14 protein-coding genes and 1 pseudogene are annotated in these 12,754 nt (G+C 42.5%); 11 read left to right on the top strand and 4 right to left on the bottom strand.

The genetic code is table 11. The features are described from left to right. Window positions 1-509: 509 nt before the first annotated feature. From mnmA to mnmG, 3 genes are all read left to right on the top strand, one after another. Entirely contained in the window at window positions 510-1,631 is a 1,122-nt protein-coding gene (mnmA, locus tag HT693_RS01735; RefSeq protein WP_001282951.1) for a tRNA 2-thiouridine(34) synthase MnmA, read from the top strand. 140 nt (window positions 1,632-1,771) lie between these two features. Continuing rightward, window positions 1,772-2,227, top strand: coding sequence for an NUDIX hydrolase (locus HT693_RS01740; protein ID WP_000193612.1), 456 nt, complete (start codon window positions 1,772-1,774; stop codon window positions 2,225-2,227). A 9-nt stretch (window positions 2,228-2,236) separates the two neighbouring features. Beyond that, window positions 2,237-4,150, top strand: a complete 1,914-nt coding sequence (mnmG, locus tag HT693_RS01745; protein ID WP_000220961.1) for a tRNA uridine-5-carboxymethylaminomethyl(34) synthesis enzyme MnmG — start codon at window positions 2,237-2,239, stop codon at window positions 4,148-4,150. A 346-nt stretch (window positions 4,151-4,496) separates the two neighbouring features. On the opposite strand, the gene HT693_RS01750 is transcribed toward mnmG, so the two are convergent. Together HT693_RS01750 and HT693_RS01755 are read right to left on the bottom strand one after the other, a co-directional pair. Continuing rightward, on the bottom strand, window positions 4,497-6,176 hold the full coding sequence (locus HT693_RS01750; RefSeq protein WP_000331962.1) for a ribonuclease J: 1,680 nt from the start codon (window positions 6,174-6,176) through the stop codon (window positions 4,497-4,499). 1 nt (window position 6,177) lies between these two features. Then, the gene (locus HT693_RS01755; RefSeq protein WP_000639571.1) at window positions 6,178-6,411 is read right to left on the bottom strand and encodes a DNA-dependent RNA polymerase subunit epsilon; all 234 of its coding nucleotides are present in this window, start codon (window positions 6,409-6,411) and stop codon (window positions 6,178-6,180) included. Between the two features lie 502 nt (window positions 6,412-6,913). Between HT693_RS01755 and HT693_RS12340 the strand changes: the two are divergent. Both HT693_RS12340 and HT693_RS01770 read left to right on the top strand, forming a co-directional pair. Then, window positions 6,914-7,007: pseudogene (locus HT693_RS12340) on the top strand (phospholipase); the annotation flags it as partial. Window positions 7,008-7,381: 374 nt separating this feature from the next. Then, complete coding sequence (locus HT693_RS01770; protein ID WP_000282480.1) at window positions 7,382-7,597, top strand: hypothetical protein; 216 nt, start codon at window positions 7,382-7,384, stop codon at window positions 7,595-7,597. 321 nt (window positions 7,598-7,918) lie between these two features. Here HT693_RS01770 and cibB read toward each other — a convergent pair whose 3' ends face one another. Together cibB and cibA are read right to left on the bottom strand one after the other, a co-directional pair. Next, window positions 7,919-8,071, bottom strand: coding sequence for a fratricide two-peptide bacteriocin subunit CibB (cibB, locus tag HT693_RS01775; RefSeq protein WP_000974046.1), 153 nt, complete (start codon window positions 8,069-8,071; stop codon window positions 7,919-7,921). A gap of 1 nt (window position 8,072) precedes the next feature. Next, window positions 8,073-8,258, bottom strand: a complete 186-nt coding sequence (cibA, locus tag HT693_RS01780; protein WP_000180841.1) for a fratricide two-peptide bacteriocin subunit CibA — start codon at window positions 8,256-8,258, stop codon at window positions 8,073-8,075. Window positions 8,259-8,435: 177 nt separating this feature from the next. Here cibA and tsaB point away from each other — a divergent pair, with 177 nt between their 5' ends. The 6 genes from tsaB (at window position 8,436) to HT693_RS01810 (ending at window position 12,743) form a co-directional block, all read left to right on the top strand. Further along, window positions 8,436-9,119, top strand: coding sequence for a tRNA (adenosine(37)-N6)-threonylcarbamoyltransferase complex dimerization subunit type 1 TsaB (tsaB, locus tag HT693_RS01785; RefSeq protein ID WP_138699715.1), 684 nt, complete (start codon window positions 8,436-8,438; stop codon window positions 9,117-9,119). Continuing rightward, window positions 9,116-9,553 (top strand): ribosomal protein S18-alanine N-acetyltransferase, encoded by a 438-nt coding sequence (rimI, locus tag HT693_RS01790; protein ID WP_138699714.1) that lies wholly within the window; start codon window positions 9,116-9,118, stop codon window positions 9,551-9,553. Before tsaB ends, rimI begins: the two co-directional genes overlap by 4 nt. Further along, the gene (gene tsaD / locus HT693_RS01795; protein ID WP_023935530.1) at window positions 9,543-10,553 is read left to right on the top strand and encodes a tRNA (adenosine(37)-N6)-threonylcarbamoyltransferase complex transferase subunit TsaD; all 1,011 of its coding nucleotides are present in this window, start codon (window positions 9,543-9,545) and stop codon (window positions 10,551-10,553) included. Before rimI ends, tsaD begins: the two co-directional genes overlap by 11 nt. A gap of 106 nt (window positions 10,554-10,659) precedes the next feature. Beyond that, window positions 10,660-11,523, top strand: a complete 864-nt coding sequence (locus tag HT693_RS01800) for an XRE/MutR family transcriptional regulator (protein ID WP_023935532.1) — start codon at window positions 10,660-10,662, stop codon at window positions 11,521-11,523. Window positions 11,524-11,812: 289 nt separating this feature from the next. Beyond that, window positions 11,813-12,010 carry a peptide pheromone VP1 gene (locus HT693_RS01805; RefSeq protein WP_000933471.1) on the top strand — a complete coding sequence of 66 codons (198 nt, stop codon included), beginning with the start codon at window positions 11,813-11,815 and terminating at the stop codon, window positions 12,008-12,010. A gap of 67 nt (window positions 12,011-12,077) precedes the next feature. Beyond that, on the top strand, window positions 12,078-12,743 hold the full coding sequence (locus HT693_RS01810; RefSeq protein WP_023935534.1) for a CPBP family intramembrane glutamic endopeptidase: 666 nt from the start codon (window positions 12,078-12,080) through the stop codon (window positions 12,741-12,743). Window positions 12,744-12,754 lie beyond the last annotated feature (11 nt).

Genomic DNA, 12,754 nt, shown 5'->3' on the forward strand with positions numbered 1-12,754 from the left:
TTTTGATTTTAGTCCAGTATAAATACATTCAATCACGGAATAATGGAAGGTAAGTATAGGATATTTTATGTGCCTATTCAATCATGGGCATCTTTATCGATTACCATTTCATTTTCGGCTTAGAAAAGAAAGGACAAGGTTAAAACAATTTCTTCAATAAAGGAGTCAAGATTGGCTCCTTTCCTTGTCTTCTCTAACCAAGCATGTTATAATGAATACTGCTCAAGCGACCTTCAATCGTTAAAGCACACACGACCTTCAATCGTGAACTAGTCATTTCGCTTATCTTTTATTACGTCGTTAACTCGAAATGAGATTCAAGCTGAGCTTGTCTGATTTATAACCTCAATCAGTCTCCCAGACTAATTGAGCGAACTCAAGTTATGCCTGCGACTCGTTGCCTAGTCCTAAAAGCAAACGAAAAGACTATACTCGAAGAAATTCTATTGAAAGTCATAGTAAATAGAATTTTGAGGGGTATAAATAAACGAATAGATGGGAGACTTACCATGAGTGATAACTCTAAAACACGTGTTGTTGTGGGGATGAGTGGTGGTGTTGATTCGTCGGTGACGGCTCTTTTGCTCAAGGAGCAGGGCTACGATGTGATCGGTATCTTCATGAAGAACTGGGATGACACAGATGAAAACGGCGTCTGTACGGCGACCGAAGATTATAAGGATGTGGCTGCGGTGGCAGACCAGATTGGTATTCCTTACTACTCTGTCAATTTTGAAAAAGAGTACTGGGACCGCGTTTTTGAGTATTTCCTAGCGGAATACCGTGCAGGGCGCACGCCAAATCCGGACGTTATGTGCAACAAGGAAATCAAGTTCAAGGCCTTTTTGGACTATGCCATGACCTTGGGGGCAGACTATGTAGCGACTGGGCATTATGCTCGAGTGGCGCGTGATGAGGACGGCACTGTTCACATGCTTCGTGGCGTGGACAATGGCAAGGACCAGACCTATTTCCTCAGCCAACTTTCGCAAGAACAACTTCAAAAAACCATGTTCCCACTAGGACATTTGGAAAAGCCTGAAGTTCGAAAACTAGCAGAAGAAGCAGGCCTTTCGACTGCTAAGAAGAAAGACTCGACAGGGATTTGCTTTATCGGAGAAAAGAACTTTAAAAACTTCCTCAGCAACTACCTGCCAGCTCAGCCTGGTCGCATGATGACTGTGGATGGTCGCGATATGGGCGAGCATGCAGGTCTTATGTACTATACAATCGGTCAGCGTGGCGGACTCGGTATCGGTGGGCAACACGGCGGTGACAATGCCCCTTGGTTCGTTGTCGGAAAAGATCTAAGCAAGAATATTCTCTATGTAGGACAAGGATTCTACCATGATTCGCTCATGTCAACTAGCCTAGAAGCCAGTCAAGTCCACTTTACTCGTGAAATGCCAGAAGAGTTTACGCTAGAATGTACGGCTAAATTCCGTTACCGTCAGCCTGACTCTAAGGTGACCGTCCATGTCAAAGGAGACAAGGCAGAGGTCATCTTTGCGGAACCACAACGCGCGATTACACCAGGACAGGCAGTTGTCTTTTACGATGGCGAAGAGTGTCTAGGTGGTGGTTTGATTGACAATGCTTACCGCGATGGACAAGTTTGTCAGTACATTTAGATTGACAAATTTTCTCAATTTGCTACAATAATAACAGCAATAGAAATGATGGTCAAAGCTCATGGATGTTGCAGGCTTTTTTGTCCTGCACTTCTTTGTAGTTTTGACTGTTTTTGTGTCGTTTAAGGGAAAGGACAAGAATGACTCAACAAGACTTTCGGACAAAAGTAGACAATACGGTTTTTGGTGTTCGGGCGACAGCTTTGATTCTTCAAAATCGCAAGCTTCTAGTCACCAAAGACAAGGGCAAGTATTACATTATCGGCGGTGCGATTCAAGTTAACGAAAAAACGGAAGACGCGGTAGTCCGTGAAGTGAAGGAAGAACTGGGTGTTAAATCTCAAGCTGGGCAGCTAGCTTTTGTGGTTGAAAATCGTTTTGAAGTGGACGGCGTTTCCTATCACAATATCGAGTTTCATTATCTGGTGGATTTGCTTGAAGATGCCCCGTTGACCATGCAGGAAGATGAGAAAAGGCAGCCCTGTGAGTGGATTGACTTGGATAAGCTCCAGAATATCCAGCTAGTTCCAGCCTTTTTAAAAACAGCCCTACCAGATTGGGAAGGCCAACTAAGACACATTCATCTTGAGGAATAGGAGAGAAACATGACTTATCATTTTACTGAAGAATACGATATTATTGTAATTGGTGCGGGACACGCTGGGGTTGAGGCTTCCTTGGCCGCTAGCCGTATGGGCTGTAAGGTCCTGCTTGCGACCATCAATATTGAAATGCTGGCTTTCATGCCTTGTAATCCCTCTATCGGTGGTTCTGCCAAGGGGATTGTCGTGCGTGAAGTCGATGCCCTCGGTGGCGAGATGGCCAAAACCATTGACAAGACTTACATCCAGATGAAGATGCTTAACACAGGGAAGGGGCCAGCCGTCCGTGCCCTTCGTGCGCAGGCTGATAAGGAACTTTACTCTAAGGAAATGCGCAAGACGGTTGAAAATCAAGAAAATCTGACCCTTCGTCAAACCATGATTGATGAGATTTTAGTGGAAGACGGCAAGGTTGTCGGTGTGCGTACAGCTACCCATCAAGAATATGCTGCTAAGGCTGTTATCGTGACGACAGGGACGGCCCTTCGTGGGGAAATTATCATCGGAGATCTCAAGTACTCATCAGGCCCTAACCACAGCCTAGCTTCTATTAACCTTGCTGATAATCTCAAGGAACTGGGACTCGAAATTGGTCGTTTCAAGACAGGGACGCCTCCACGTGTCAAGGCTTCTTCTATCAATTATGATGTGACAGAGATTCAGCCAGGAGACGAAGCGCCAAATCACTTCTCATATACTTCACGTGATGAGGACTATGTCAAGGATCAAGTGCCATGCTGGTTGACCTATACCAATGGTACCAGTCATGAGATTATCCAAAACAACCTCCACCGTGCGCCTATGTTTACAGGTGTGGTCAAGGGAGTGGGCCCTCGTTACTGTCCGTCGATTGAGGACAAGATTGTGCGCTTTGCAGACAAGGAACGCCACCAACTTTTCCTAGAGCCAGAAGGGCGCAATACAGAGGAAGTCTATGTCCAAGGCCTCTCAACCAGTTTACCTGAAGATGTGCAACGTGAGCTGGTTCATTCTATCAAAGGTTTGGAAAATGCAGAGATGATGCGAACAGGTTATGCCATCGAGTACGATATGGTCTTGCCACACCAGTTGCGTGCGACTCTGGAAACCAAGAAAATCTCCGGACTTTTCACTGCTGGTCAGACTAATGGAACGTCAGGTTATGAAGAGGCAGCAGGCCAAGGGATTATCGCTGGGATCAATGCGGCTCTGAAAATCCAAGGTAAACCTGAGTTGATTTTGAAGCGCAGTGACGGTTATATCGGGGTGATGATTGATGACTTGGTGACCAAGGGAACGATTGAGCCTTATCGCCTTTTGACCAGTCGTGCTGAATACCGCCTCATTCTCCGCCATGACAATGCTGATATGCGTTTGACTGAGATGGGCCGTGAGATTGGTCTTGTGGATGATGAACGCTGGACTCGCTTTGAAATCAAGAAAAATCAATTTGAAAATGAGATGAAACGCCTAGACAGCATCAAACTCAAGCCAGTCAAGGAAACCAATGCCAAGGTTGAGGAGATGGGCTTCAAGCCGTTGACAGATGCAGTGACAGCCAAGGAGTTCCTTCGCCGTCCAGAAGTTTCTTACCAAGATGTGGTGGCCTTCATCGGACCAGCTGCAGAGGACTTGGATGACAAGATTATCGAATTGATTGAAACAGAAATCAAGTACGAAGGCTATATTTCCAAAGCCATGGACCAGGTTGCTAAGATGAAACGTATGGAAGAAAAACGCATTCCAGCCAATATTGATTGGGATGACATTGATTCTATCGCAACCGAAGCTCGTCAGAAGTTCAAACTCATCAATCCAGAAACCATCGGTCAAGCCAGCCGTATTTCGGGAGTAAACCCAGCAGATATTTCTATTTTGATGGTGTATCTGGAAGGTAAAAATCGTAGTATTTCTAAAACTCTTCAAAAATCAAAATGATACGTCGTCGGCTTCTTACGAATGAGTTCAAAGCTTGGCTTTGATTCATCTCCAACCTCCCATAGTTCCCCGAACTATGGGAGCTAACTCAAGTTATGCATTTTCCTAGCCTTCTGGTCTGATTTTCATTGAGTTTTAATCTCAAAAGAAAGCATAGAGAAAAACAGCTCCGAAGACGGGGCTGTTTTGTTGACTTGTACTCAATGAAAATCAAAGAGCAAACTAGGAAGCTAGCCGTAGGTTGCTCAAAGCACTGCTTTGAGGTTGTGGATAGAACTGACGAAGTCAGTAACCATATATACGGCAAGGCGAAGCTGACGTGGTTTGAAGAGATTTTCGAAGAGTATTATTCTTCATCTGGTGTGAGGATCATCGGGATGATAATCGGTTCACGTTCGGTATTTTCATAGAGGAAGGGGCGAATAGCGTTGACAATGGCACCATTGACAGATTGCACGCTAGCATCCTTGTTTTTCAGTGCGATACGAATGGCATTGAAGAGGATACGCTGGCTTTGGCGAATCAGGTCGCCAGACTCTCTCATGTAGACAAAGCCTCGGCTGAGGATGTCTGGACCAGATAGAATCATCTGCGACTTGAAGTCAACAGTTGCGACTGCTAAAACGACACCGTCTTCAGATAGATCACGACGGTCTTTGAGGACAGCTGCGCCGATTTCACCGATACGATTTCCATCGACATAGATGTCTTGGGCGTTGAAATGACCTGCAATACGAGCTGAGTCAGCAGTAAGGGCAAGCACATCACCATTACTCATGATAAAGATATTGTCCTTCTCAACACCAGTATCCACTGCTAGTCCAGCATGGACTTTTTGCATGCGGTATTCACCGTGGACAGGCATGAAGTATTTTGGCTTAATCAAGCGGAGCATGAGTTTTTGCTCTTGCTGGCCACCGTGTCCAGATGTATGGATATTGTTCACTTTACCGTGGATAACTTCGACACCAGCTTCAGAAATGATGTTAATCAGCTTGTTGACGCTAGTCGTATTTCCAGGGATTGGGCTTGAAGAGAAGATAACGGTATCACCGGGTTGGAGTTGTACCTGACGGTGGGTTCCGTTGGCGATACGAGAGAGGGCTGCCATAGGCTCGCCCTGACTACCTGTACAGAGGATCAGAACCTCGCCAGCAGGGTAGTCTTTGATTTCATTTGGCTCGATAAAGGTTCCCTTAGGAGCTTTGATGTAGCCAAGGTCGATTCCGTTGACAATGGCCTTTTCCATAGAACGACCAAAGACCGCAATCTTACGTCCAGTCTTAACAGCAGCTTCAGTTGCTTGCTGGAGACGGAAGATATTTGAGGCAAAGGATGCAAAGATGATACGTCCTTCAATGCCTTGGATAATCTTCATGATGGACTGACCAACGACTTTTTCAGAGTTGGTAAAGGTTGGCACTTCTGCATTTGTTGAGTCAGACAGAAGACAAAGCACGCCTTCTTCACCAAGGGCAGCCATACGATGCAAGTCTGCAGGTTCTCCAACTGGAGTAAAGTCGAACTTGAAGTCGCCCGTACAGATGATTTTTCCTTGCGGAGTATGAATGACAATTCCCAAAGGCTCTGGAATAGAGTGAGTCGTTCTAAAGAAAGTTGCCTTGAGATTTTTAAAGGTCAACTCAGTGTTGTGGTTTATTTCGTAAAGTTTGGCGTTGCGCAAGAGGCCGTGTTCTTCGAGTTTCCCACGGATCAAAGCCAAGGCAAGTGGTCCAGCATAGATAGGGACATTTGCTTGCTTGAGCAGGAACGGAATCCCACCAATGTGGTCCTCGTGTCCGTGTGTGATTAAAACAGCCTTGACGCGGTCGATATTGTCCACGATGTATGAGTAGTCAGGAATGACATAGTCGATACCCAGCAAGTCATCTTCTGGGAATTTAATCCCAGCATCGACGATGATAATCTCATCTTGGTATTCAATTCCGTATGTATTTTTCCCGATTTCTCCCAGACCACCGATGGCAAAAACGCCGACTTCTTCAGGTTTAAGAGTGTAGGCCATATTAGAACTCCGTAATTTCGAAGGCGCCAGTTTCTTTTTCGTAATCTAGCAATTTGTCAGACAAGAGTTCGATATACTCGATATTGTACTCTGGGCGATTTTCTTCGACAAGTTGGCGAGCAGCGATACGGCCCTCAAGTTCTGAGTTGGCATCGATGTCTAGGTATAGTGCGCGTGTTGTTTCACGACGTGGGCTACGTTCTTTTGTTTCTTGATAAAAAACTTTGTAAATCATATAGTTCCTTTCTATTTTACAGGTCAGCTTATTCCAAACTTTTAGCATAGATTTGCTTGATTTCATTCCATTTTGTGTCTAGATTGACCTTGATTCGTTACAATTATTTCAATTATACCACAAAATGAAAAATTAGTAAAAGACGGAAACGAGAAAGTCATGGGACGATTTCTTTGGTAAACGCTTGCAATATCAAAAAGTATATGCTATAATAATAGAAAGAAATAGTATAAGCTGGAAAGGAAATAATTCGGAAACTATATTGTTTAGTGCTATTGATATTATGTTTAACTTTATAGATACTTCTGAATTGGATAAAGTTACCGAATTGAATGAACATGCTTTCCCTGTAGTTAGATTAGATAAAGCAGAGGAGCTTGGTTTAGATAATGAAGCTTTGGAGGTAGGGCGTGTTTTAAACGAAATCGTAACGGATATAGAGACTAACGGAGAGTCAACTGATTTGGCTAGAATGGATCGCTCTCTTTTTCCTATAGGCTCTTATGGTAATTATTGTGGTTATGGGAAATAATGGATATTCTATTCCAGCTATTGATGATTTAGATATGGCTTGTTTCTATCATGATAAGTGTTTTAAGGGATTTTTAGCAGATAATAGAAGTTGCAATGCCGCATTCCTAATAAGATTATCTCCTATTGTAGCAAATAATGCTTGGAATACAACTAAAGGAGCATATGCAAGAGCAGCTGTGGTTCTATTTTCTAGATTCGTATAAGACCAAGTTTTTGTAAAATATGAGTTGTTACGTAAAAGTGTTGATATGAGTATTGGTGTCTATGAACAGAATCTTATCTTATAAGTTTTAACTTATCTTTTAAGGTTTCTGTTTATAGGCGCTTGTAGATGTGTTTATGTCTTTAAAAAATATATTTGCGATATTAAAAATGGATACTTATGCAATATTTCACTTTACTTATTAAGATAAATTTAAACTAAGGAGGTTGCTCTATGTATAACTTATTTGCTTTTGCTATCGGAGCTCGCTTGGTAGCTTTTATTGTTTTTGTTGCTTGCGTTTATGCGGGTAATCTTCTATTTACCAAACTGGAACGACGACAAACCAAGTTCTTGTGGAAAATTACCTTTGTGACTCTCTACTCGCTTTTTCTCCTCCTTGTAACCTATGTCGTTTGGTTTGTATTTTACTTTGGATTAAATGCTTAGATGCCCCGCTTATGCTGGGGCTTTTTGTTTGGTGGCAAAAGATAGTAAATTTATGACACGAAAATTCCACCCCATCTATCAAGATGAGGTGGTCTTTGCATTTTTCTAAAATGACATGACAATGGAATTTTCAGAGCTTATTATTTTTATGGGAGTCATTGTTCTGCTCAAAAATAGAGTTGAAGCATAAAAATAAAACAATACAAACAGATAGATCAATTGGTAAAGGGATAGTAGTCATGTTTAAATCATTGAGAATGCTGAGCAAACTGTAAGAGATGAAGACAATAAAATTTATCCTTCTAAAAATGTGTTTCTTATCTAGCATGACTTACCAAACTTTTTACGAAGGTCTTTTCCAATGGTATAACCTGCCATAAATAAAGCGATACCAACACCTACACCAAAGCCACCCTTTATTTCTTGCAATTCCTTAGTAGAAATTTCACAATAGTTGTTCAAATCTTTCATCATATTAATCTCCTCCTAAAAAATAACCAGCTGCCAAACCAGAACCTATAAGTGCTGTTCCACCTGCAATAGCTTTCCAAGATACTGCTACTCCAAAGATAACCAAGGGAGCGAGACCGCCATCAATATCTGATAATTCATTTTCAGATAAGGATAAAAATTGATTGTCAAGAACGTCAAAATTTGTCATTGAACTTTCCTCCTTTTTTCTTGTTCACTTTTATATTCGTAAAAGAAAAGGAAAAGTGAACATTTTTTTAAATTATTTTTAGTTAAGTGAGGGCACTCTTGTTTGAGGATAAAGAAAATTCCCATGTGCCAGCTTTTGTAGTATAATAGTAAGCAGACAAAAAGATAGGAATGTGTTATGAAAGTATTAGCTTTTGATACGTCTAGCAAGGCTCTTTCTCTGGCTATTTTAGAGGACAAGCAGGTTCTTGCCGAGACGACGATTAATATTAAGAAAAATCACAGTATTACCCTTATGCCTGCCATCGATTTTTTGATGGCAAGTTTGGATTGGACGCCCAAGGATTTGGACCGAATCGTGGTGGCGGAAGGGCCAGGTAGCTACACAGGCTTGCGAATTGCGGTAGCAACTGCCAAGACCTTAGCTCATACCCTGAACATCGAGTTGGTTGGTATGTCGAGTCTCTTGGCTCTGGTGCCCTACCAACAAGAAGGTTTGTTTGTCCCCTTGATGGATGCGCGTCGCAACAATGTTTACGCAGGATTTTATGAAAATGCCAAACCTGTCATGCCAGAAGCACACCTGCCCTTTGAGCGAGTGATTGAGCTAATCAAGGGTGCTAGCCAGGTAACCTTTGTCGGAGAAGTTGGCACCTTTGTGGAGCAGATTCAAGAACACTTGCCAAGGACTAATTTCAAAGAAACCCTGCCTAATGCAGCCAATCTTGCTCTTTTGGCCTGGGACAAGGAAGCAGACTCCTTACACGACTTTGTGCCTAACTACCTCAAGCGTGTCGAGGCTGAGGAAAACTGGCTCAAGAATCACACCGAGTCTGGCGAGTCTTACATTAAACGCCTATGATAGAAATCAAACGAATCCAACAACAGCCTGACTTGGCTCAAGCCATCTACGCTGTCATGGTAGCTGTTTACTCAGTCAGTCCTTGGGCACTGGAGCAAATCCAAGCAGACCTGGCTCAAGATCAGACTTGGTATGCTCTGGCTTATGATGGGGCAGAAGTGATTGGATTTCTAGCTGTGCAGGAAAATATCTTTGAGGCAGAAGTCTTGCAAATCGCTGTCAAAGGAGCCTATCAGGGTCAGGGAATTGCGTCAGCCTTGTTTGCTCAGTTGCCGACAGATAAGGAGATTTTCCTCGAAGTCAGAAAGTCAAATCAACGAGCGCAAGCATTTTACAAGAAAGAAAAGATGGCAGTCATCGCTGAGCGAAAGGCCTACTACCATGCCCCAGTCGAGGACGCCATTATCATGAAGAGAGAAATAGATGAAGGATAGATATATTTTAGCATTTGAGACATCCTGTGATGAGACCAGTGTCGCCGTCTTGAAAAACGACGATGAGCTCTTGTCCAATGTCATTGCTAGTCAAATTGAGAGTCACAAACGTTTTGGAGGCGTAGTGCCGGAAGTAGCCAGTCGTCACCATGTAGAGGTCATTACAGCCTGTATCGAGGAGGCGTTAGCCGAAGCAGGGATTACCGAAGAGGACGTGACAGCTGTGGCGGTTACCTATGGACCGGGCTTGGTCGGAGCCTTACTAGTCGGTTTGTCAGCTGCTAAGGCCTTTGCTTGGGCTCATGGACTTCCGCTGATTCCTGTTAACCACATGGCTGGTCACCTCATGGCCGCTCAGAGTGTGGAGTCTTTGGAGTTTCCCTTGCTAGCCCTTTTGGTTAGCGGTGGACACACAGAGTTGGTTTATGTTTCGGAGGCTGGGGACTACAAGATTGTTGGAGAAACACGAGATGACGCGGTTGGGGAGGCCTATGATAAGGTTGGCCGTGTCATGGGCTTGACCTATCCTGCCGGTCGTGAGATTGACGAGCTAGCTCATCAGGGACAGGATATTTATGATTTTCCTCGTGCCATGATTAAGGAAGATAATCTGGAGTTTTCATTCTCAGGTTTGAAATCGGCCTTTATCAATCTTCACCACAATGCCGAGCAAAAGGGAGAAAGCTTGTCCACAGAGGATTTGTGTGCTTCCTTCCAAGCAGCTGTCTTGGATATTCTTATGGCAAAAACTAAGAAGGCTTTGGAGAAATACCCTGTTAAAACCCTTGTCGTAGCAGGTGGGGTAGCAGCCAATAAAGGCCTCAGAGAACGCCTAGCGGCCGAAATCACAGATGTCAAGGTTATCATCCCACCTCTGCGCCTCTGCGGAGACAATGCAGGTATGATTGCCTATGCCAGCGTCAGCGAGTGGAACAAAGAAAACTTTGCAAGCTTGGACCTCAATGCCAAACCAAGTCTCGCTTTTGATACCATGGAATAAAATGGAGTCAGCTTAAGGCTGGCTTTTTCACCCTTTGAAATGTCAGAATATTTTGACAAAACTATAAAAATAATGATATAATATGCAAAAGCTAGGAGGTGGCAAGATGATTGAGAGAATGGAATTGGGAGAATTTTACAAGGAATTGCGCTTGGCTAGAAAGCTCAAGCAGTCAGATGTGGCTTGTGAGGGTCTAACAGCTTCTCAGCTATCCAAGTTCGAACTAGGGCAGTCTATGCTATCTGCAGATAAGTTGATCCTAGCCATCCAAGGTATAAATGTGACCTTTGATGAGTTTGGGCACAAGCTCAACAACTATCAAGAATCTCCACATATGCGAATCGGTCGAAAGGTTGTGGATCGCTTTGCCCACCAAGATATCGCTGGCTTAGAGCAACTATTGGAGAAAATCAAGCAAGAACAGATGGCAGAGACCTATCGTCGTTTGAATGCTATTGTAATCAAAGATGCCATCCACTCACTAGATAAAAGCTACCCACTAGCAGAGGAGGATAGCGAGTTTTTGACCACCTATCTCTATGCTATCGAGTCTTGGACCTGGTTTGAACTCTATCTCTTTTGCAATACTATGCCCTTCTTGAGCAATCAAGATCTGATCTTTTTATCAACCTCCTTACTCGAAAAATCCAAAGAATTTAAAGAGTTGGTACATAATAGACTGTATATGAAAAGTGGCTTTCTGAATATTATATCAGAGCTCATGGAGCGAAAACTTTTCTCATACATCCCAATCTTCGAAGCCGAGTTGGAGAGCATGTTGCGTCCGTACGATGTTTTTGAGAAAGTATCGTGGCAATTTTTAAAGAAAATGAGTATTTTTCTTCAAACCAAGGGAAGCAACCAAAAAGAGATTGAAAATTTTATCCAATCTCTGCAAGTATTAGAAAATCCACAATTGACAGCCCTTTTTGAATTGCGTTTGCAGCAATACAAAGAGTTTATCGATTAGTTAAAAACGGGATGACAATAACCCACTCCGAAATAAGCAGGAGTATCAGTTGTATTTTTCTTTTCTTCATCATTATATCCCTCCTTGTTAGTAATAACTTTATTATACCAGAGAAGTAATCAAATTCACCAAAATCGCAAATCTGAAATTTCTATAAGAAAAAATATCAAATATGCGATTTTCTAAAATAAGCCAATTTCCGTGTTATACTGTCCTTGTAAAACATTTGAAGCAAATCCTAGGTCGCAGAAGTGGTTTACAAATGAAGATAATTGAAGGAGTGTAAAAGATGTTAAATTTACAATTTGCAGAAACAATGGAATTGACAGAAGCTGAGTTGGAGACAGTTTATGGAGGGGAACTTGGGTATAATGCCGTTATCCCAGGTGGTAGTTGGGGAGGTTTAGGAACGTCTTGGTCAATCACTAATTTCTGGGAGAAATATTTTAACCATGATTCTTCCACTGTTAATCGTCGCCATTATTGATATTCAAAGTCCTTGCCTTTTTCTTGGGTAGGGGCTGTCTTTATTTCATAGTATAGGAGAAAATAAAATGGGAAAGATAACTTCAAGATACTACTTTTTTATAGCGATTCTACTCGTCCTTGCTTATCAGTACCTTAGTGGTCTGGTTTTATCTAGCGACTTTGCTCTTGTTCTATCTGACTTTGGTTATTATCTGTCGGATATGATGTTGCATTTTCTTGTCGTTTTTATTGCTTTTTTTGCTATGGTTAAGTCAGGCAAATGGCAGAAAATCAAGAGTAGAAAGTTTAAAGGATCCTATCTTTTCTATTCCTTCCTAGCTCTGCTTGCTTTTGTTGTTTGGAATTTCGTCACCTTTTTTCTTTTCCCTCCTACCAAAAATGAAATTGCTTATCAACTGGATGTTCCTACTTTTACAGGAGCTACAGCATTTTTGATGTATTTTTTCTATCCTGTTATAGCAGGTCCCATTTTTGAAGACATGATTTATCGGGGATTGGTGATGACAGCTCTGGAAAAAGGAAAGAAATGGGGACTAGATGTACTTGGTTCTGCTATTTTATTTGGGGTCTTGCACATTAGTAATCACGGTTGGGTTTTAACAGACTTTTTTGTATATATGGGTGGTGGCCTCATATTTGCCATCTTGTTTAGAGTAACCAAGTCCATTTATTGGCCTATTGGACTGCATATAGTCTACAATGGCATTGGTCAAATTTTACCGTTGCTGTAATTTTGGTTGTG

The sequence above is a fragment of the Streptococcus sp. 2154 genome (genome assembly GCF_013277255.1).
Lineage (GTDB): Bacteria > Bacillota > Bacilli > Lactobacillales > Streptococcaceae > Streptococcus > Streptococcus pseudopneumoniae.

Bases quoted from the DNA above. Each gene is read 5' to 3' on its own strand.
- HT693_RS01740 (WP_000193612.1), top strand. From the start codon at position 1,772: ATGACTCAACAAGACTTTCGGACAAAAGTAGACAATACGGTTTTTGGT.
- mnmA (WP_001282951.1), top strand. From the start codon at position 510: ATGAGTGATAACTCTAAAACACGTGTTGTTGTGGGGATGAGTGGTGGT.
- cibA (WP_000180841.1), bottom strand. From the start codon at position 8,258: ATGACAAATTTTGACGTTCTTGACAATCAATTTTTATCCTTATCTGAA.
- tsaB (WP_138699715.1), top strand. From the start codon at position 8,436: ATGAAAGTATTAGCTTTTGATACGTCTAGCAAGGCTCTTTCTCTGGCT.
- tsaD (WP_023935530.1), top strand. From the start codon at position 9,543: ATGAAGGATAGATATATTTTAGCATTTGAGACATCCTGTGATGAGACC.
- HT693_RS01805 (WP_000933471.1), top strand. From the start codon at position 11,813: ATGTTAAATTTACAATTTGCAGAAACAATGGAATTGACAGAAGCTGAG.
- HT693_RS01770 (WP_000282480.1), top strand. From the start codon at position 7,382: ATGTATAACTTATTTGCTTTTGCTATCGGAGCTCGCTTGGTAGCTTTT.
- HT693_RS01755 (WP_000639571.1), bottom strand. From the start codon at position 6,411: ATGATTTACAAAGTTTTTTATCAAGAAACAAAAGAACGTAGCCCACGT.
- HT693_RS01810 (WP_023935534.1), top strand. From the start codon at position 12,078: ATGGGAAAGATAACTTCAAGATACTACTTTTTTATAGCGATTCTACTC.
- HT693_RS01800 (WP_023935532.1), top strand. From the start codon at position 10,660: ATGATTGAGAGAATGGAATTGGGAGAATTTTACAAGGAATTGCGCTTG.
- rimI (WP_138699714.1), top strand. From the start codon at position 9,116: ATGATAGAAATCAAACGAATCCAACAACAGCCTGACTTGGCTCAAGCC.
- cibB (WP_000974046.1), bottom strand. From the start codon at position 8,071: ATGATGAAAGATTTGAACAACTATTGTGAAATTTCTACTAAGGAATTG.
- HT693_RS01750 (WP_000331962.1), bottom strand. From the start codon at position 6,176: ATGGCCTACACTCTTAAACCTGAAGAAGTCGGCGTTTTTGCCATCGGT.
- mnmG (WP_000220961.1), top strand. From the start codon at position 2,237: ATGACTTATCATTTTACTGAAGAATACGATATTATTGTAATTGGTGCG.